At 75.1% G+C, this 19571-nt stretch carries 14 protein-coding genes; 5 read left to right on the top strand and 9 right to left on the bottom strand.

The window, feature by feature from the left end; genetic code table 11:
- Positions 1-37: 37 nt before the first annotated feature.
- Positions 38-2320: a sodium-translocating pyrophosphatase gene (locus ATJ88_RS02735; protein WP_098462503.1), complete on the top strand. Its 2283-nt coding sequence runs from the start codon at positions 38-40 to the stop codon at positions 2318-2320.
- 112 nt (positions 2321-2432) lie between these two features.
- Here ATJ88_RS02735 and ATJ88_RS02740 read toward each other — a convergent pair whose 3' ends face one another.
- From ATJ88_RS02740 to ATJ88_RS02765, 6 genes are all read right to left on the bottom strand, one after another.
- The gene (locus tag ATJ88_RS02740; protein ID WP_098462504.1) at positions 2433-5066 is read right to left on the bottom strand and encodes a M14 family zinc carboxypeptidase; all 2634 of its coding nucleotides are present in this window, start codon (positions 5064-5066) and stop codon (positions 2433-2435) included.
- 125 nt (positions 5067-5191) lie between these two features.
- Positions 5192-6043, bottom strand: a complete 852-nt coding sequence (locus tag ATJ88_RS02745; RefSeq protein ID WP_098462505.1) for an energy-coupling factor transporter transmembrane component T family protein — start codon at positions 6041-6043, stop codon at positions 5192-5194.
- On the bottom strand, positions 6040-7935 hold the full coding sequence (locus ATJ88_RS02750; RefSeq protein ID WP_098462506.1) for an ABC transporter ATP-binding protein: 1896 nt from the start codon (positions 7933-7935) through the stop codon (positions 6040-6042). The genes ATJ88_RS02745 and ATJ88_RS02750 overlap by 4 nt, the downstream gene beginning before the upstream one ends.
- The gene (locus tag ATJ88_RS02755) at positions 7932-8915 is read right to left on the bottom strand and encodes a DUF8171 family membrane protein (RefSeq protein WP_098462507.1); all 984 of its coding nucleotides are present in this window, start codon (positions 8913-8915) and stop codon (positions 7932-7934) included. The genes ATJ88_RS02750 and ATJ88_RS02755 overlap by 4 nt, the downstream gene beginning before the upstream one ends.
- Before the next feature lie 71 nt (positions 8916-8986).
- Entirely contained in the window at positions 8987-10636 is a 1650-nt protein-coding gene (locus ATJ88_RS02760) for an HAD family hydrolase (protein WP_170023497.1), read from the bottom strand.
- A 132-nt stretch (positions 10637-10768) separates the two neighbouring features.
- The gene (locus ATJ88_RS02765) at positions 10769-11566 is read right to left on the bottom strand and encodes a tetratricopeptide repeat protein (protein WP_098462509.1); all 798 of its coding nucleotides are present in this window, start codon (positions 11564-11566) and stop codon (positions 10769-10771) included.
- Positions 11567-11676: 110 nt separating this feature from the next.
- On the opposite strand from ATJ88_RS02765, the gene ATJ88_RS02770 reads away from it, so the two are divergent.
- Positions 11677-12660, top strand: coding sequence for a LacI family DNA-binding transcriptional regulator (locus tag ATJ88_RS02770; protein WP_211287450.1), 984 nt, complete (start codon positions 11677-11679; stop codon positions 12658-12660).
- A 95-nt stretch (positions 12661-12755) separates the two neighbouring features.
- Here the strand turns inward: ATJ88_RS02770 and ATJ88_RS02775 are convergent, their stop codons facing one another.
- The 3 genes from ATJ88_RS02775 to ATJ88_RS02785 all read right to left on the bottom strand — a co-directional run bounded on the left by ATJ88_RS02775 (position 12756) and on the right by ATJ88_RS02785 (position 16046).
- On the bottom strand, positions 12756-14378 hold the full coding sequence (locus ATJ88_RS02775; RefSeq protein WP_098462510.1) for a glycoside hydrolase family 10 protein: 1623 nt from the start codon (positions 14376-14378) through the stop codon (positions 12756-12758).
- Positions 14379-14502: 124 nt separating this feature from the next.
- Entirely contained in the window at positions 14503-15531 is a 1029-nt protein-coding gene (locus ATJ88_RS02780; RefSeq protein WP_245852084.1) for an aminoglycoside phosphotransferase family protein, read from the bottom strand.
- Complete coding sequence (locus ATJ88_RS02785; RefSeq protein WP_342744831.1) at positions 15504-16046, bottom strand: DinB family protein; 543 nt, start codon at positions 16044-16046, stop codon at positions 15504-15506. Before ATJ88_RS02785 ends, ATJ88_RS02780 begins: the two co-directional genes overlap by 28 nt.
- 119 nt (positions 16047-16165) lie before the next feature.
- Here ATJ88_RS02785 and ATJ88_RS18270 point away from each other — a divergent pair, with 119 nt between their 5' ends.
- The 3 genes from ATJ88_RS18270 to ATJ88_RS02810 all read left to right on the top strand — a co-directional run bounded on the left by ATJ88_RS18270 (position 16166) and on the right by ATJ88_RS02810 (position 19552).
- Positions 16166-17344, top strand: a complete 1179-nt coding sequence (locus ATJ88_RS18270; protein WP_170023499.1) for a hypothetical protein — start codon at positions 16166-16168, stop codon at positions 17342-17344.
- 94 nt (positions 17345-17438) lie between these two features.
- Positions 17439-17969, top strand: a complete 531-nt coding sequence (locus tag ATJ88_RS02805) for a hypothetical protein (RefSeq protein ID WP_098462515.1) — start codon at positions 17439-17441, stop codon at positions 17967-17969.
- The gene (locus tag ATJ88_RS02810) at positions 17966-19552 is read left to right on the top strand and encodes a DUF7059 domain-containing protein (protein ID WP_098465076.1); all 1587 of its coding nucleotides are present in this window, start codon (positions 17966-17968) and stop codon (positions 19550-19552) included. Before ATJ88_RS02805 ends, ATJ88_RS02810 begins: the two co-directional genes overlap by 4 nt.
- Positions 19553-19571 lie beyond the last annotated feature (19 nt).

Consider the following 19571-nt stretch of genomic DNA (forward strand, 5'->3'; position numbering starts at 1 on the left):
ACGACCTGGTGCACGTGGCACACGTCGAGGAGGACGGATGCTCACACTCGGAGCGGACAGCATCACGATCGTCGCCGTCATCGCGGTGGTCGCCCTGGCGGCACTGGTGTGCGCGGCGACCCTGCGCCGCCAGGTGCTCGCGTTCGGCGAGGGCACGGCCGCGATGCAGGACATCGCCCAGGGGGTGCAGGAGGGCGCGTCGGCGTACCTCAGCCGCCAGTTCCGCACCCTCGCCCTGTTCGCCGTCGTCGTGTTCGGCCTGCTGTTCCTCCTGCCGGGGGACGGCGGGGTCCGCATCGGGCGGTCGGTCGCGTTCCTCGTCGGCGCGGCGTTCTCCGCCGCCATCGGCTACCTGGGGATGTGGCTCGCGGTGCGCGCCAACGTGCGCGTGGCCGCCGCCGCCACCGGGCCGGACGGCCGCGCGACCGGCGCGCGCATCGCGTTCCGCACCGGTGGCGTCGTCGGGATGTCCGTCGTCGGGCTCGGGCTGTTCGGGGCGGCCCTGGTGGTCCTGATCTACCGCGGTGACGCACCCGCGGTGCTCGAGGGGTTCGGCTTCGGCGCCGCGCTGCTCGCCATGTTCATGCGCGTCGGCGGCGGCATCTTCACCAAGGCGGCCGACGTCGGCGCCGACCTCGTCGGGAAGGTCGAGCAGGGCATCCCCGAGGACGACCCCCGCAACGCCGCGACCATCGCCGACAACGTCGGGGACAACGTCGGCGACTGCGCCGGCATGGCCGCCGACCTCTTCGAGTCCTACGCCGTCACCCTGGTGGCCGCGCTCATCCTCGGCAAGGCCGTGATGGGGGAGCAGGGCCTCGTCTTCCCGCTGATCGTCACCGCCATCGGCGCCGTCGTCGCCCTGCTCGGCGTCGGGATCACGCGCGTGCGGGGCGACGAGTCCGGGCTGCGGGCCATCAACCGCGGCTTCTACGTCTCGGCGGTCGTCGGTGCCGTGCTCGCCGCCGGGGCGGCCTTCGCCTACCTGCCGTCCTCGTTCGGCGAGATGGGCGGCACCGCCGACCTGACCGGCGTCACCTCCGACCCGCGGGTCGTGGCCTCCCTGGCGGTGCTCGTCGGCATCGTCCTGGCGGGCGTCATCCTGTGGATCACCGGCTACTTCACCGGCACCGACTCCAAGCCCACCCGGCACGTCGCGGCCACGTCCCGCACGGGCGCCGCGACCGTCGTGCTGTCCGGCATCGGCGTCGGGTTCGAGTCCGCCGTGTACACCGCCGGCATCATCGCCGCCGCCATCTGCGGGGTGTTCCTCCTGGCGGGCGGGTCCATCTGGCTGTCGCTGTTCCTCGTCGCGCTCGCCGGCTGCGGCCTGCTCACCACCGTCGGCGTCATCGTCGCGATGGACACCTTCGGTCCGGTGAGCGACAACGCGCAGGGCATCGCCGAGATGTCCGGGGACGTCGACGAGGCCGGCGCGCAGATCCTCACCGACCTCGACGCCGTCGGGAACACCACCAAGGCCATCACCAAGGGCATCGCCATCGCGACCGCCGTGCTCGCCGCCACCGCGCTGTTCGGCTCCTACGCCGACGCCGTGGAGAAGGCGCTGGGCGAGGTCGCGACCGTCGGGTCCGGGCTCGTCGGCTCCATGCTCAGCTACGAGATCATCTCGCCCGTCACGCTCGTCGGCGTCATCCTCGGCGCCGCCACCGTGTTCCTGTTCTCCGGGCTGGCCATCGACGCCGTGACCCGCGCCGCGGGTGCCATCGTCATGGAGGTGCGCCGCCAGTTCCGCGAGCACCCCGGGATCATGACGTACGAGGAGCGTCCCGAGTACGGCCGCGTCGTGGACATCTGCACCAAGGACTCGCTGCGCGAGCTCGCCACCCCCGGCCTGCTCGCCGCGTTCGCGCCCATCGCCGTCGGCTTCGGCCTCGGCGTCGGCCCGCTCGCCGGGTTCCTCGCCGGGACGATCGGCGCCGGCGTGCTCATGGCGATCTTCCTCGCCAACTCCGGCGGCGCCTGGGACAACGCGAAGAAGATCGTCGAGGACGGCGCCTTCGGGGGCAAGGGCTCCGAGGCCCACGCGGCCACCGTCATCGGCGACACCGTCGGCGACCCGTTCAAGGACACCGCCGGCCCCGCGATCAACCCGCTCATCAAGGTGATGAACCTGGTGTCGCTGCTCATCGCGCCCGCCGTCGTCATGCTGTCCGTGCCGGAGGACGCCAACCACGTGCTCCGCATCGGCATCTCGCTCGTCGCGGCCGCCATCGCGTTCGGGGCGGTCATCCTGTCCCGGCTGCGCGCCGCCCGTGTCGACGCCGAGGAGGCGTCGGACGCCCTGCCCGTGCGCTGACACCGTCAGGACGACGAGAAGGTCCGGCACCGGTTCCGGTGCCGGACCTTCTCACGTCCGGGCCGCCCTCGCGTGACCCCTCACGGCGGCGGCCCGCCCCCGGGCGGGACCGTCAGTCGGACGTCGCCCAGAAGATCGCCGTGGCCACCTGGCTCATCGCGCCCTGCGGGTGCGTGCGGAACGTCGGCGACGTCCCGAACACCACCGCGCGTGCTCCCGACGCCGACTCGCCCGACACGACCGCCGCCTGACCGGCCGCCGCGTCCTGCCCCGGGCCGGACAGGTCGTTCCAGTGGCCCGCGAGGAACGGCTCCGTCGCGTCGTACGACAGCTCGACGTCGGTGCCGGCCCCCAGGTCCGTGAACCACACGGCCGGGTAGATGAACGACGCGTCCTGCGGGTGCGCCGCGAACATCGAGGTCGCCGGGGTGTCGACCGCCACGATGCCGTTGCCGCGCGTGTTGCCCCGCACCGCCGTGCCCTGGACGAGCCCGTACGTCGCGGCGGCCGAGAAGCCCGCCGTGGACTCCCCGACGATCGCGCCGCCGTCGGCCAGCCACTGCGCGACGTACGCACGACCGGCCGCACCCGGGTTGAACGTGGAGCCGACCCACAGCACGTCGGCGTCCTCCAGCCCGGTGGTGGCGGTCGCGGCACCCGCGTCGACGCCGCTCGAGCTCACCGGCACGAGGTCGTCGAACCCGAGCTGGGCCAGCGCGAGCACGTCGTCCGCGCCGCCGGTGTACGCCACGGTGAGGTCGTCGAGCTCGGTGGCGTCGTCGAGCGCCGCGATCTCCGCGCGGGTCGCGGCCGTGAACGGGATGTCGTACGTGACCACGGCGTCCGCCGCGGCGGGCAGCCCCTCCGGCCCGACGACGGCCCGCCCGTCGTCCAGCAGCCACACGGGGGCGTCGTCCTCCAGCAGCGCGTTGAGGGCCCGGAAGTCCTCCACGCCGGCCAGGTCGAAGGCGACGTGGCTCGCCTTCTTCGGCAGCACGCCGTCGGACGGCACGCGGGACAGGGGGCGCGTCGCCCCCACGGGGCCGTCCGTGGTGGTGCCGACCGCGTCGACGGTGGCGCCCCACAGGTCGGCGAGGCTCCACGCGGAGATGTCGTACATCGACGGCAGCTTCTCGGAGATGTCGGACCCCGTGGCGAGCAGCGTGTTCGCCAGGCCGCGCAACGGCTGGTGGAGGTCCACGACGAACGACCCGGCGGGGTAGGTGACGCCCCCGACGGAGGTCGTGCGGCTCAGGGTGCTCACCTCGACGCCGTGGAACAGGAGCTGGTCGACCAGCGCCTCCGCGTCCGACGACGACCGCTGGCCGTCGCCGACCGGGATGACGTACGCCCGGGGCAGCACCACGGGCTCCTGGTCGTCGGTGACGTCCCACAGCTCCTTCCACGAGTCGGGGCCGGGGACCGCGTCGACGTTCGCCTCCGTGAGCTGCACCTTGGCCTCGCCGGCCACCCCGCGCCGGAACGTCTCGATCTGGTCGGCGAGCATCGCGGTGCTGTGGTCGGCGACGTAGTCGACCATCGACAGCATGGTGACGCGCGCGACCTCCGTGTTGATCGCGGCGTTCGCGGGCGTGGTGGTGCTGCCGGTCCGCCCGTGCGGCAGCTCCACGGTGCTGGTCACCGCGCCGTGGTACGCGGCGTACTGCGCGGTGAAGATCGGCGGGTAGTCGTCCCAGCCGGACGGCGTGTCGCGGTACGGGATCTTGATGCTGCCGGTCTTCTCGGTCGTGGTCCGCCCTGTGCTGCGGTCGAGGTACGTGTTGCCCTCGATGTCGGCGGCCACCACGTCCGCCTCGACCTGCTCGGCCAGCGCGAAGCCGTGCGGGATGAACAGGTCGTACTCGTAGTTGTCGCCGTGGGGCGGACCGCACGGCTCCACCTGGAGAACCCCGGTGTACCCGTGGAAGTCCGCGGCGTACAGCGGCTGGAGGGTCTGCGCGGTCGCGACGAACGACCGCGACTCGGGCGTCGCGCCGGTCACCATGTCGCGGTTCGCGTCGAACCCGAGCGCCGTGGCACGGGTCGCCACGGTGCGTCCGTCGGGGTTGAGGCTGAGGGAGAAGTAGAGGCGGTGCTGGCCGAGCATCTCGGTGACGGCCGGGTCGTCGGACGTCGCGAGCTCGGTGATGACCTGCATCGCCGCGTCCGTGCCCTCCCACTCGTTGCCGTGGATGTTCGCGCTGATCCACAGGGGCGTCTTGTAGCCCGCCGCGAGCTTCTTGTCGGCGGCAGCCTTCGCGGGCGAGTGGCGGATCTCCTCGCGCCACCGGGTCTGCTGCGCGGTCTCGCCGCGCGACTCCGGGGCGGTCACGGTCACGAGGTACAGGTCGCGGCCCTGGGTGGACTGCCCGACGACCTGCGTCGACACCCGGTCGCTCGACGCCATGAGCGCCGTCAGCGCCGGGGCCAGGTCGGAGTGCGCGATCGTGCCGTTGAGCGACGTCGCGTCACCCTCCACCGGGTCGTAGGTGCGCAGCGTCGGCTGCGACGGGTACGACGTCGGCATGTCGATCGCGCCGTCCGACGTCTTCTCGGCGGGGCCGGTCTTGGCGGCCTTGACCAGCTCGGCGAAGGTGCGCCCCGACGGCGCGGCCGTGTCGCGCTCGGGGCCGCGGCCGCTGGAGGAGGGACCGTCGGACGGCGGTGTCGCGACGGCGGTGCCGACGAGCGTGCACGCCGCGAGGGCGGCGCCGCCGAGGCCGGCGAGGGTGCGGTGGAGCTTCATGGGTCTCCTTCAGGTCAGTGCGACGAAGCCCGGGACCCGCGCGACGTCGCGCCCGGTGCCCGGGACGCCAGCATGACCGCTGGATGTTTCCCCGACGTGACCTGGAACACACCCGGACGGTTTCGTCACACCGTTGCGAGCGCCCCTGCCGCGACCACCACCGTCACGGTCACGGCCAGCAGCAGCGTGTCGCCCGCCCGCCATCGCAGGTGCGCGAGCCTGAGGTCCCGGCCCGCGCCGGACCGCATCGCCGCCGTGAACCCCCGCGTCTCCAGGGCCTCCACCGTCGTGCGGGTCCGTTGTGCCGTGTTGAGGACCAGCGGGTAGAACGCCTGCACCGCGATGCGTCCCACCCGCGCCACCGCCCGCCACCCCAGCAGCCCCGCACCCCGCGACGGGGCGCCGCGCAGCCGGTGCCCGTCCACGATCGTCTCGAACTCGTCCACCAGCACCGGCACCATCCGGTAGCCGTAGCTCACCGCGAACCCGAGGATCGTCGGCGCCCGCAGCGCCAGCAGCGCGTCGCACACCTTCTCCGGGTCCATCGACACGAACGCCGCCATCGACACCAGCGACACCGTGCCCAGCTTGAGGTACGCCTGCGTCAGCGCCACCACCGAGCCGACCTCGCCGCCCAGGAGCAGCACCAGCACCAGGAGGTAGCCCACCTGACCCACCGTCGACAGCACGAACAGGCCCAGCAGCAGCGGACCCACCCGTGCCGCCAGCGCGCTCCCCAGCGCCGCGACGAACAGCACCGCCAGCACCCGCAGGTCGTACGTGAACCACGGCGCCAGCGCGCCCACCGCGTACCAGGCCACCACCGCCCGCGGGTCCCGGCGGGCCAGGAACCCGCCCCGCGTCGCGTACGCGACCCGCATCAGCTCCAGCTTCACCCACTCCACCCCGGAACGGTCGAAGCCCTTGCGCTCCCGCCCGGACCCCCGCGGGTCCGCGGCCGCACCGGCGGTGCTCATGCCAGGACCCCCGCAGGACGGGACGAGACGGCCGCGACCAGCGCGTCGACCGACAACGGGACGGGATCGAGCCCCAGACGCCGACCCACCTGGCTCACCTGCGGCGGCACCAGCCGCGCCCGCGCCAGCACGTCCGGCCGCGCGAACAGCGACGCCGGGTCGGTGTCCGCCAGCACCCGGCCCCCGTCCAGCACCACCACCCGGTCCGCCCACGCCGCCACCAGGTGCATGTCGTGCGTCGCCACCACCGTGCAGCGCACGTGCTCCGCCATCGCCGACAGCGTCGCGATCACGTCGTCCCGCGTGCCCACGTCCAGGCTCGACGTCGGCTCGTCCAGCAGCAGCAGACCCGGCCGCATCGCCAGCGCCACGCCGAGCGCCGCCCGCCGCTGCTGCCCGCCCGACAACAGCCGGCCGTCCCGGTCCGCCAGCTCCGTCAACCGCACCCGGTCCAGGACGTCCGCGACCAGCGCCTCGGCGTCCGCGACGCCCCGGCCCACCGGGTGCATCGCGACGTCACCGCGCACCGAGTCCGTCAGGAACATCTCCTGCGGATGCTGCACCAGGTAGCAGACGTCGTCCGCGAGCCGGGCCGCCGGCGTGCGCCGCGTGTCCCGGCCGCACACCTCCACCGACCCCGACCGGGGCAGCGTCAGGCCCGCCAGCAGACCCAGCAGCGACGACTTGCCCGCGCCGTTCGACCCCACCAGGGCCACCCGTTCGCCGTCGTGCAGGTCGAGGTCCAGGCCGTCCAGCACCGTGCTGCGCGGGCCCTGCACGGTCCGGTACCCGTGGGTGACGCCACGGACGCGGGCGACCGGCGCTGCCTCCTGTCCCGTGGTTCCTTCCGCGGTCAGGGCGCGCTGGTCCGTGCGCTCGAATGAATCGGTCGCTGCGCTCCCTCTGCTCTCGCGCACGGACCACCCCGCCCCGACCGCTGCGCTCGTCCGGGCCCGTCCCGAGCACTCGTCCGCTCGGGTCCGCTCAGGGGCTGATGTCGCAGCGGAGAGGGGATCCGGTACGACGGAGGACAGGAGGGTCGTGCACTCGTCGACCGTGAGGGGCAGGCGCGGGGTGCCCGGGACGAGCCGGCGGGCGAGCTCCACGACCTCCGGGACGGGGATGCCGGCCGCCGCGAGGTCGTCCGCGCGGGCCATGGCCTCCCGGGTGGGCAGGTGCCAGCGGACGACGCCGTCGGCCATGAGGACGACCGATCGGGCGTGGCGGGCGACCAGGTCGGCGTGGTGCTCGATGACGACCACCGTCACGCCCTGCCGGTTGAGGCGGTCGAGGTGGTCGTAGATCGCCGCCGCGCGGCCCGGGTCGACCTCCGCCGCGGGTTCGTCCACGACGAGCACCGCCGGGGCCAGCGCCAGGGCGCCCGCCAGCGCGGTGAGGTGCTGCTGCCCGCCGGAGAGCTGCCAGGTGAACGTGTCCGCCAGCGGCCCCAGGTCGAGGGCGGCCAGCGCGGCGTCGGCGCGTGCGCCCCAGTCGTCGTGACCCGCGTTGAGCGGCCCGAACGCGACGTCGTCGCGCACCGTCGGCCGCACGAGCTGGTTGCCGAAGTCCTGGAACACGTACCCGACGTCCGCGCCGAGCGTCGCGACGTCCACGTCCGCGGTGTCCCGGCCCAGGACGTGCACCGACCCGGTGACGTCACCGTTCCAGAAGTGCGGCACCAGGCCGTTGAACGTCTTGCACAGGGTGGTCTTGCCGGAGCCGTTGCCGCCGACCACGGCCACGAAGTCGCCGCGCTCGATCCGCAGGTCCACCCCGCGCAGCGAGTCCCGCGCTGCGCCGGGGTAGCGGAACGACAGCCCGCGCACCTCGATCGCGGGGACGTCGTCGCCCTGACGGTGCACGGCGTGCGGGGCCGTGGTCGGCGCGGTCATCGCGCGGCCCGCTCGTCCGTGGCGGCCGTCGCCGACGAGGCCCGCCGGCGGCGGACCACCGCGGCGATCGTCAGCACGACCGCCAGCCCCACGACGAGGCCGACGAGGGCCGTGATCCACCCGACCTGCGTCCCGTAGGTGTCCGTCAGCTCGGCGTCGAACGCCCCGACGGTGGCCACGCCGTCGTCCTCGCGGCCGACGAGCTCCTCCCACTGGCTGAGCACGCCCATGAGCGCGGCCACCAGGATGCCGAGCAGACCCACCCACCAGAACGACACGCCCCACGGGCCGGTCAGGCGGGGCGGGTCCTGCGGGTCGCGCGGTCGCAGCCCCATGAGCGGCTCGATCTTGCCGTAGAGGCGGGGCGCCAGCCACGCCGCGGCCAGGCCGCCGAACACGACGCCCGTGATGACCAGCGCCAGGAGGAGCTCCAGACCCTCCGACAGCACGACGGCCGCGAGCGTGCCGCCGGCGTCGTCCAGGGCGTCCGGGTCCACGCCCACGGCGACCTTGGCGACGTCGATGGCCGCCGAGCTGATCTTGTCGATGCCGACCAGCGCGAGGGCCGCGGCGACGAGCTGGCCCACCCGGCGCGGGTCCTTCACCAGGCAGCCCGCGACGTACGTGCCGACGAACAGCTGGAGGAACCCCTCCAGCTCGCCGAACCCGCCGAAGCTGCCCAGCAGCAGGTCCGCGATGACGGCCTCGCCGACGGCGACGCCCAGCGCGACCCACAGCGGGTTCAGCAGCGCGGCCAGCACGACGGGGATGAACGCGAAGTAGGCGACCTCGAGCTCCAGGGGGCCGACGGAGAACGACGGCAGCATGTCGGCCACGATGTCGGCGACGCCGAACAGCGTCATGGACAGCACGAGGATCATGAGCTTCTGCGGGCTGGAGATCGCGTGCGGGTCGTGGCGCCGCAGCCCCGGCAGGGCGGACGCGCGGGCGGACGGGTCGGTGGTCGGCGAGCTGGTCATGGTGGCCTTCCTCGGTGGGTCGTGCTCGTCGGGTGCTGCTCGGAGGTCCTGCTGTCCTTGCGGGTCCGGCGTCAGCCGGTGACGTGCGCACCGAGCAGGCCGACGACGTCGGCCGGTCCGGGGAGCACGTGGTCGGGGGTGGTGGGCCCGCCGGGCGGCAGCGCGTCGAGCGCCGCGTCGGGGGTGGACCCGCCGCGCAGCAGCACGGTGGTGCCGATGCCGGCGGCGCGGGCGGCCGCGACGTCGCGCCGCGGCTTGTCGCCCACGAACACCGACGCCGTCGGGTCCGCGTCGAGCGCGGCCAGCGCGGTCCGCGCCGTCGACGCGTCCGGCTTGCGACGGCCCAGCTCGTCGGAGTAGACGTGCGCGCCGACGAGGTCGTCGAGGCCCGCCTCGACCAGCTCGTCGCGCACCGCCCGCCCGCACACCGTGTTCGACACGACGGCGACGGGGACGCCGCGCTCGCGGGCCGCGACCAGCAGCTCCCGGACGCCGGGCCGCACCGTGGGCACCGACTTCGTCCGGGCGTAGCCGACCATGAGGGCGTGCGCCTCGGCGCGCAGCCACGCCCGCACGCCCGGCCCGTGGTGGTCGAGGGCCGGGCCCGCGAGGTCCACCCAGAAGGTCGTCGCGTCGATCTCCGCGACCACGTCGTGCGCGCCCTGCTCGTGGTCCGCCTTCCAGGCCTTGTGCGCGGCCCGGGCGTGCTCCAGGACGTCCACCGCCTCGGCGGTGCTCGTCGGGTACCCGGCGGCACTCAGGCCCGCGGCGAACGACGCCGCGAACGTGCGACGCACCGCCTCGTCCGGCCGCGAGACCGCGATGACGCCGCCGTGGTCGAGCAGGAGGGCGCCGGGCCGGGCGGGCGTCGGCCCGGCGGGGGCGTCGTCGGCGGCGCCGCGGGCCGTCGACCGCAGCAGGTCCACGAGGCCGCGCGGGTCCGGCAGGTCGGCGTCCGGCCGCTCCGCGACGTCGAACGGCGGATGGTCCGTGTGGTGGTCACGGGTCAGGACCAGCCCGCCCACGCCCGCCCGTCGCCCCGCGACCACGTCGCGGTCGAACGTGTCGCCCACGTACCAGCAGCGCCCGGCCGTCGTGCCCAGCGCCCGCGCGGCGAGCTCCACGATGCCGGGGTGGGGCTTGCGGACGCCGACCTCGTCGGAGTACACCTGCACCGCCACGAACGGCGCGAGCCCTGTCTCGTCCAGGATCTCGCGGTGCGCGCGGCCGCTGTGCGCGTTCGACACCACCCCCACCGGGACGCCCAGGTCCCGGGCCAGCGCCAGCAGGTCGCGCACGCCGGGACGCACCGCGTGGTCGGTCAGGGTGCGCGTGATGACGTGCTGCAGCGCTCCCGCGGACCCCGCGAGCACCTCGCGCTCCGCCGGCGTCAGGGGCGAGCCGTAGAACTCCCGCCAGATCGTCCGGTGGTCGAGCTCGGTCGGCTCCAGCCGCCGCGACGCCGCGTTCTTCCAGTCCTTGAGGGCCCGCTTGCCGCCCCGGAGCACGACGGCCAGCTCCGCCGGGGTGCGGTGGTGCCCGGCCCGGGCCAGCACCGCCGCGACGTGGCGCGCCATCTCGTCCGACCCGCCGGGCCGCCGGCTCGTGGTGACGAGCACCCCGCCGAAGTCGAGCAGCAGGGCGTCCGGTCGGCGCCGCAGGGCCGGGGCGGGTGCGGCGGGCGTCGGGGTCGGGGCGGGGGAGGCCGGGGCGATGGTCACGACGGCGACCGTAGGGACGCGCGACGACCCGTGGGCGGCGTCGCGGTGGCCGGGCGGTGAACGGGGGCCGAACGTCTGGAACGTTCCAGGCCTGGCTCCCACGCCCTCCGGCGTCGCGCCCCGCGACCGGCGTCAGGTTCCCGGGGCCGCTTCCTCCGGCGCGGCGGCGTCGTCCTCGGCGAGGAGCAGCCGGGCCTTCTCGTCCCCGCCGTCGGCGGCGCGGCGCCACCAGGTGCGGGCCTCGGCGTGGTCGCCGAGGTCGTCGAGCGCCAGGGCGAGGTTCGTCGCCGCCCTCGCGTCCCCGCCGTCGGCGGCCCGGCGCCACACGTCCCGGGCCTCGGCGTCGTGGCCGGCGCGCTCGAGGACGACACCGAGGGTGACGGCCACCTCCGTGTCGCCCGCGTCGTGGTGGCGTCGCAGCAGGGCGGTCGCGTCGTCGGCGGGCAGCGTCCCGCTCAGGGCGAGGTCGACGGCCGACTCCCAGCTGGTCTCGGCCGACCCCCGCAGCACGGCCTCGGCGCGGTGGTGCTCACCCGTCGCGGTGAGCACGCGGGACAGCCGGTAGCTCGCCTCGGGCAGCTCCTCCGCCGCGAACGCGTAGCCGTCCCGCGCCTCCTCGTACGCCCCGGCGTCCTCGAGGGCCTGCGCTGCCATGAACGCGCCCCGCACGTCGCCGTGCCGCCAGGCGTCCCGGTACATGTCGAGCGCCCGGGCGTCGTCGCCGGCGTCCGCGAGGACGTTCGCCAGGTTGAGGTAGGAGTCCGTGTCGCCGTGGTGGATCGCCGCGCGGTAGAACGCCTCGACGACGTCGGCGCGCACGGCCAGCGCCCGCAGGTCGTTGGCGACGTCGAACAGCACGTCGGCGACGTCGCCGGGCAGGTCCCGGAGCGCGTCGCGCAGGTCGGCCAGGGCGTCGGCGTCCTCGGTCATGGTCGTCCTCGCAGCCGCTCGGGGCGCCGCGCGGCGGGCCGCACGGTCACCTCCAGGCTAGACCCGCGGGGAGGGTCGCGCGGCGGGCGCGGGCCGGGCACGATGAGGCGGTGCCCCCCTCCGTCCCGCGCCCCGCCCGTCCGACCCTGCGCGACGTCGCCGCCGCCGCGGGCGTGTCGAAGTCCCTCGTGTCGTTGGCGCTGCGGGGGGACGACGGCGTCGCGGCGGCCACGCGGGAACGGATCACGAAGGTCGCCGACGAGCTGGGGTACCGGCCGTCCCTCACCGCCCGCACCCTCAAGGAGGGGCGGTCGATGCTGGTCGGGGCGGTGATCTCCAGCCTCGACAACCCGTACCACACGGAGATCGTCGCGGCCGTCGAGGACGCCGCGGAGCAGCACGGGCAGTCGGTCGTGCTGGCGCACGGGTCCCGGGAGCGGGGCCGGCTCGCCGACCGTGTCCAGCAGCTCCTCGACCTCGGCGTCGACGGGCTCGTCGTCGTGTCGTCGTGGGTGCCCGACGACGTCCTGGTGGCGGCGTCCCGCCGCGCACCCGTCGTCATGGTCGGGCGGACGGCGGAGCCCGTCGCCGGGATCGACTCGGTGAACAACGACGACGAGCTCGGCGCCGCACGGGTCGTGCAGCACCTCGCGGCGCGGGGTCACGAACGGATCGTGCACGTCAGCGGCTCGCGCCGCCCCGCGGGGCTGGCACGTGCCGCGGGCTACCGGGCGGCGATGGCGGCCGCCGGGCTGGCGCAGCACGCGCGTGTCGTGCCGCCCGACGCCGCGTCGCTGTCGGCGCTGCTCGACGACGGCGTCACCGCCGTCTTCGCCCGCAACGACGTCGAGGCGTGCGACGTCCTCGACCACGCGGTCGACGCCGGGCTGCGCGTGCCCGCCGACCTGGCCGTCGTCGGCTACGACGACACCGTCCTCGCGCGCCGTGTCCGTCCCGCCCTGACCACGGTCCAGCAGCAGCGGGACGTCCTCGGTGCGCGTGCCGTCGCGCTGCTCGGCGAACGTCTGCGGGGCCGCGCGCACGACGTCCACGAGGTGCTGGAGCCGCGGCTGGTGGTGCGCGGCTCGGCCTGACGAGGACCGGTCCCCGCGGCGTCGCACGGCAGGTGCGGTGCGACGCCGCGGGGATCAGCGACGTCCCCGGGCCCGGGCGATCCGGACGAGGGTCGTCAGGCCGACGTGCAGGTCGCCGTCGGCAGGGCCGTCGACCCGTTCGAGTAGAGCGTGATGCCGAAGCTGTTCCCGTTGCCGTTCGGGGTGGCCGTGAGCGTGCCGGTGGTGCCGGTCACCGAGGCGTTCCACGCGTTCTGCAGCCGCTGGGACCCGGTCGTCGTGATCGCGACGCGCCAGACGGAGGTGCCGGACACGGTCAGCGACACGTTGAAGCGGTCGCCCCAGGAGTCGCCCCGTGTGACGGTCACCGAGCAGGCCGGGGCCGGGCTGCCGGAGCCGGTCGAGCAGGTGGCGGTCGGTGTGGCGGAGTTGCCGTTGCTGTAGAGCGTGATGCCGAAGCTGTTCCCGTTGCCGTTCGGGGTGGCCGTGAGCGTGCCGGTGGTGCCGGTCACCGAGGCGTTCCACGAGCTCTGCAACGACTGGCCGGACCCGGTGCTGATCCTGACGACCCAGTCGGCGCCGCCCGTGACGGTGAAGGTGGTGTTGAAGCGGTCGCCCCAGGAGTCGCCCCTGGTCACCGTGACCGTGCAGGCGCCGGAGCCGGGGTCCGTGGTCCCGCCGTCGTCGCCGCCGTTGTCGTTGCCCTCACCGCTGTTGAGCTGGTCGAGCACGGCGGTGTAGGCGGCCTTCTTGTTGCCGTTCCCGTCGAACAGCAGCGGCGTGCCGGACGCGCGCCACGAGTCGGTGTCCCGCACGCCCCACACGCTGATGCCCTGGCAGCGCGCGACGGCCATGCAGGCCTGGACCACGCCGCGGTACTGCTCCGCCTGCGAGCTCCCCGAGCCCTCGATGTCGAGCTCGGTGATCTGCACGTCCACGCCGAGGTCGGCGAAGTTCTGCAGCGTCTCGTGGTAGTTGGCGGGGACCGGGTTGCCCGAGTTGAAGTGGGCCTGGAAGCCGACGCAGTCGATCGGCACACCCCGTGCCTTGAAGTCCGCGACCATGGCGTGCACCGCACGCGTCTTGGCGTGGTTCCAGTTGTCGGTGTTGTAGTCGTTGTAGCAGAGCTGGGCGCCGGGGTCGGCGGCGCGAGCGGCGCGGAAGGCGGCTTCGATCCAGTCGTTGCCGGTGCGCTGCAGGTTGGAGTTGCGCCGGGCGCCGGAGCTCCCGTCGGCGAAGGCCTCGTTCACCACGTCCCAGGAGTGGATCTTGCCGCGGTAGTGGGTCGCGACCTGGGTGACGTGGTTGAGCATCGCCTGCCGGAGCTGCGTGCCTTCCATGTTCTGCATCCAGCCCGGCTGCTGCGAGTGCCAGGCCAGCGTGTGCCCGCGGACCTCCTTGCCGTTGCTGATCGCCCAGTTCACGATGCGGTCACCGTTGGTGTAGTTGAACTGGTTCTGCTGGGGCTCGAGGGCGTCGAGCTTCATCTCGTTCTCGGCCGTGATCATGTCGAACTCACGGTTCGCGATGGTCGTGTACTGCGCGTCGGACAGCTTGCCGGCCGCGATCGCGGTGCCGAAGTAGCGTCCGGACTCGGCGGCGGCGGTGTGCAGGGTGGAGCCCGCCGCCTGGGCCGTACCGACGCCGACGCCGGTCGAGATCACCAAGGCGGCGAGGGCGGTGAGGGCGGCGGTGCGTCGAGCCGTCCTGCCGCGGGTCAGAAGATGCGTTCGGGTCATCGTTGATCCTGTTCTTCCGGGACGAGCCCCCATTGGCTCGTCGAAAAGGATTTCGGCGTCGACGCTAGCAGCGCCCCCGAGGTGTTCGCAATCGTTTTCGAAATGCGGCGCGAGCCAGGTCCTGCTACCCGGACAGCGGGAGGACGACGCCCGCGACCAGGCGTTCCGCCTCGGCCGACCACGTGCGCGCCTCCTGCTCACCCTCCCAGACGAGGTTCTGCGCGACCCGCACGCAGGTCCACGCGGCCGCTCGCGCGAGGTCCAGACCGGCGGCGTCGCACAGGGCGTCGAACCGTCGCCGCACGTGCGCGTCGACGCCGGCGCGGGCGACGTCGTCCCAGCGGTTGCGCAGCGCGGGCAGCAGCTCGAAGCCCTGGTCGCCGACGAGGGGCTTGGGGTCGATGGCGAGCCAGTCGCCCCGGTCGGGCGCCGTCGCGGCGAGCACGTTCGCGTAGTGCAGGTCCCAGTGCAGCAGCCGGTCGCCCGCGGGCTCGCCGACGAGGTCCCGGGCGACGCCGGCGCAGCGGGCGAGGGCGTCACGGCCCGTGGCGTCGGGCAGGCGGTCGAGAGCCGCGGGGACGCGGTCGAGCAGCCGGACCAGGACGTCGTCGAGCCGTGCGAGGTCGGACGTCACGCCCGCCGCGGACCCGCCCGCCGCGGACCCGGTGGCCGTGGGCCCGGCCGGGGCAGGACCGGCGGTGCGCGGGACGGCGTGCGTGCCGAGCCGGGCGAGCAGCGACCCGATGACGGCGCACCCGGCGAGGTCGTCGGGCTCGTCCTGCAGCGACCGGCCGAGCCGTTCGAGCAGCATGCCGCCGCTGGTGGGGTCGTGCGCGAGGAGCCGCACGGCCCCGTCGCCGTCCCACACGGTCAGCGCGACCGGCTCGCCACGGGTCTCGTCGTCGACGGGCTGCACCTTGAGGACGGCGGGTGTGCCGTCCGCGCGCCGCACCGGCAGCACCCAGGCGACGGCGCCGTGCGTCGTCGGGCCGTCCGGCACGAGGTCCCACGCGTCCGCGAGCCGCCGGGCGAGCGTCGGCGCGACGTCGCACCAGGCGTCACCGGCGGCGCCGAAGAAGTCGCGGTGCGAGGCCCGCAGCGCGGCCGGGACCTCCCGCCAGGAGGTCAGAGGCCGATCCGTCCGTCCACGCACTCGCGCAGCAGGTCGGCGTGACCCATGTGGCGGGCGTACTCCTCGACCATGTGGATGACGACGTCGCGCACCTCGACGGTGCCGCCGTCGAACGGGACCTCCCGGTCGAGGTCCTCGTGCGCCATGCGCTCGTCGGCCGCCTCCACGGCGGCGTGCCACGCCGACCACGCCTCGGCGACGCACTCCTCGGTGCCGACGGCCTCGTCGAAGTCGACGTCCTCGACGCCGTGCCGTTCGAACGGTCCGGGATCACGCGTGCCGGAGAGCACGCGGGTGAACCAGTGGTGCTCCACGTTCGCGAGGTGCCGCACCAGGCCGAGCAGCGACAGGGTGGAGGGCACGACGCTGCGGCGGGCGAGCTGCTCCGCGTCGAGACCCTCGCACTTGAGGACCAGGGTCATGCGGTAGCGGCAGAGGTACTCCCAGAGGGTCTCCTTCTCGCCCACGGGGTCGATCCCGGAGGTGCGCGGATCCTGCTCAGGGGCGACCCACATGCCCGTCGACGTCGAACTCACGCGCACAATGTCGCTGTCAGGAGGCCGTCAGGTCAAGGTCAGGATCGTTAACGATTCGGACAAGGAGCCCGACGGCGGCCTGGACAGGCCTCCGCCGCCGCGCGGTAATCTTCGCCACCATGAGGCAGACCCCCGCGGACGGCGACGCGTCGTCGCACGTCAGCGGCGGTGCGCAGCCCGGCGACGCCCTGCCGTGGGCGCAGGCCGCGGCCGTCGTGACCGACGTCCCGGCGCTGGACGACGTCTTCGGCGCCACCGGTACGGGCGGCGGTCGCGCCGGCGGCAAGCGTCCCGGTCGCGGCGGCAAGCGTCCCGGTCGCGGCGGCAAGCGTCCTGGCCGCGGCAGCGACGCGGGTGCCAAGGCCAAGGCCAAGGGCAGCAGCAAGGGCAAGGACCGGGGAGCGGGCCGACGCCCCGGGGCCGGTGCCTCCGAGGCGTCGGCACCGGAGGCGGTTCCCGCGCCCCCCGGCTGGCCCTTGCCCCCCGCAGCCGCACCGCTCGCCACCGTGCCGGACGGTGCGGCCGCGCCGTCCACCCCGGCCTGGCCGGTGGCGGCGGTCGACGACCCGCCGGCGGGCGACGGGGCGGGCGGGACCGTCCCGACGTGGCCGGGGGCCCCGGCCCTGACGTCCGACGAGCCCGCCGCGGCTCCGCCGGACGCCCCGGCCCCGGACGCCCCGGACGACGGGGCCGTGCGGGGCGGACGCCGGTCGGCGCGTGGCGACCGCGGCGGCCGCGACGTCCGCGCCCTGGTCGGCAAGGTCGGCAAGGTCGACGCGGCACGGGTGGCGGACGCGGGGCAGAAGGTCGTGGGGAAGGTCCGCGGTCGCCCCGGGGGGCTCCTGGCGCGCAGGCGCGGGCTGGCCGTGGCGGCCGCGGCGGCGCTCGTGGTCGGCGTGGGTGCCGGGGCGGCGCTCGACGCCGTCGGCCGGGGCGCGCAGCCGGAGGCGTCGGTGGCGCCCGCGACGTCCCCCGAGGCGTGCGCGGCCGCGCAGGTCGCGTGGTCGCGGGCGGCGCAGGCGCAGGTGCAGATGGACGTGACGTCCCCGGCGTCGCTGCGTGACGGGTTCTCCCGGGCGCAGGCCGCCCTCGCCACGGCGTCCGCTCCGGCCGCCGTGGCCGGGCAGTGGCGCACGGTGGCCGACTACGTCACGGCCGTCGTCGACGCGAGCGAGGGTGTCGAGGACGGCGACCTGGAGGGGGCCGTCGTCGGGGCGCTGGAAGGGCTGGACACGGCGGCGATGACCACCGCGTCGCAGCAGGTCACCGACTACCTCGCGACCGACTGCTCCGGCTGACCGCGGCGCGCGCGCCCGCCCGCGCCGCGTGAGACCGCTCACCTCACCCCGGACAGGGTTTCCGCTTCCGCCCGCGGTGGGCCACCATGGTCGGATGCCGAACCCCGTCCCGACCGTCCACCGCGCCGTCGCGGCCGCCGTCGTGGCGACGACGGTGCTCGCCCTGAGCGCCTGCGGTTCCTCCTCCACCGAGTCGTCCGACGTCGCCGAGCCGGCCCCCGCGATCTCCATCGACGCGGGCCTCGCCGTGAACCCCGGTGACGGGGACGGCCCGGCGCCGTCGCCCACGCTCAGCGCGGAGTGCCTCGAGCTGCAGGAGATGTGGGCCGAGACCAACCGGGCCCTCGCGGGCATCGACGAGACCCGCCCGCGCCTGCTGGTCGCGGGCTTCCGCGAGGCGCAGCGCGCCTTCACGTCGGTGGAGACCCCGGACGACGTGGCGGGCTTCGCCGCGATGGAGGACTACCTGGGGGCGGCGTCGAGCGCGCTCGCGGACGTCGACCCGGACGACGCGGACGCGGTGGCGTCGGTGCTGACGCTGACCTTCTCGGAGGCGGACACCGCCCGCGCGGCGGTCGCCCACGACCAGGTGACGACGTACCTCGACGGCGGGTGCCGCGCGTGACCTCGCCCCTGCGGCCCGCCGACGTGGCGGCGCTGCGCGACGCCCTGACGCGCGTCGGTTACACGGTCGAGGGCGTCGAGGACCTGCTGGGCCCGATGGCGTCGGCGGCGCTGCACCGTGAGCAGGCGGTCCCGGCGCGGCGCGTCGCGGCCTCGCGCGCCGCGGACCCGCGCGCGACCCTGACGAGCCTGTTCCTGCTGGGCGACGAGGTGCCGCGTGCCGCGGTGGACGCGGCCCTGCCGGGTGTCGGCACGGCGGGCGCGCAGGCGCTGGGGCTGGTCGAGGCGGCGGGCGCCGGCCCGGACGACGCGGTGCGCGCGGTGCTGGACCTGCGGCCGTACGCCGCGACGGACGCCCGCGGCCCGGTCGGGTGGTGGCTGGTGAGCGACCTCGGCGAGCTGGCGACCGGCCGGCGGCTCGCGGTGGACCACGTCCTCGGTGCGGGCGGCGCGTCGACGACGCTGGCGCAGGTGACGATGCGCGAGCGCGTGGGCCGGGTGCTCGACCTCGGCACGGGCTGCGGCGTCCAGGCGCTGCACGCCTCGCGGCACGCCGACGCCGTCGTCGCGACCGACGTCTCCCGGCGCGCCCTGGACCTGACGCGACTCAACGTCGCCCTCAACACGCCGGACGCCGACGTCGAGGCGCGCCTCGGCTCGATGCTGGAACCCGTCGCGGGGGAGCGGTTCGACCTGGTCGTCTCCAACCCGCCGTTCGTCATCACGCCGCACGAGGGCGCGGCGGGTGCCGCCGTGGACCGCGCCATCGGCGCGTTCGAGTACCGCGACGGCGGCCGCAGCGGCGACGACCTGGTGCGGGACCTCGTCACCGGGGTCGGCGAGGTCCTCGCCCCGGGCGGGGTCGCCCAGCTCCTCGGCAACTGGGAGCACCGGCGCGGCCAGGACTGGGCCGAGCGGGTCGGCGGCTGGCTGGACGCGTCGGGCCTCGACGGCTGGGTGATCGAGCGCGAGCTCCTCGACCCGGCGGAGTACGCCGAGACGTGGATCCGCGACGGCGGCACGACCGCGGCCCGCGACCAGGGCGCGTGGGACGCGGCCTACGGCGCGTGGCTCGACGACTTCGCGAGCCGGGACGTCGAGGGCGTCGGGTTCGGCATCGTGACGCTGCGCCGCCCGGTCGACGGGGCGCGTCCGACGCTGCGCCGGCTGGAGGAGCACCACGGGAGCCTGCGCCAGCCGCTGGGCGCCCACCTGGCGGCGTCGCTCGCCGCCCACGACTGGCTGGAGGCGCGCGACGACGCGGCGCTCGCGGCCGAGCACCTGGTCGTGGCGGGCGACGTGACCGAGGAGCGCTACCTGACCCCGGGCGAGCCGGACCCGAACGTGGTGATCGTGCGCCAGGGGGACGGCCTGGGCCGCGGACTCCAGGCGTCGACGGGGCTGGCGGCGTTCGTGGGCGTCTGCGACGGCGAGCTCGCCGTCGGGCAGATCGTGGGGGCGCTCGGCGCCCTGCTGGGCGTGCCCGCCGACGACCTGGCGGGCGAGCTGCTGCCCGCGGTGCGCGGCCTGGTGCGGGACGGGTTCCTCGCCCCGGCCGCCGGGACGGGCGGCTCCGCCAGCTGACGGGACGCCCCTGACCGGC

This window comes from Isoptericola jiangsuensis, from assembly GCF_002563715.1.
Classification (GTDB): Bacteria; Actinomycetota; Actinomycetes; order Actinomycetales; family Cellulomonadaceae; genus Isoptericola; species Isoptericola jiangsuensis.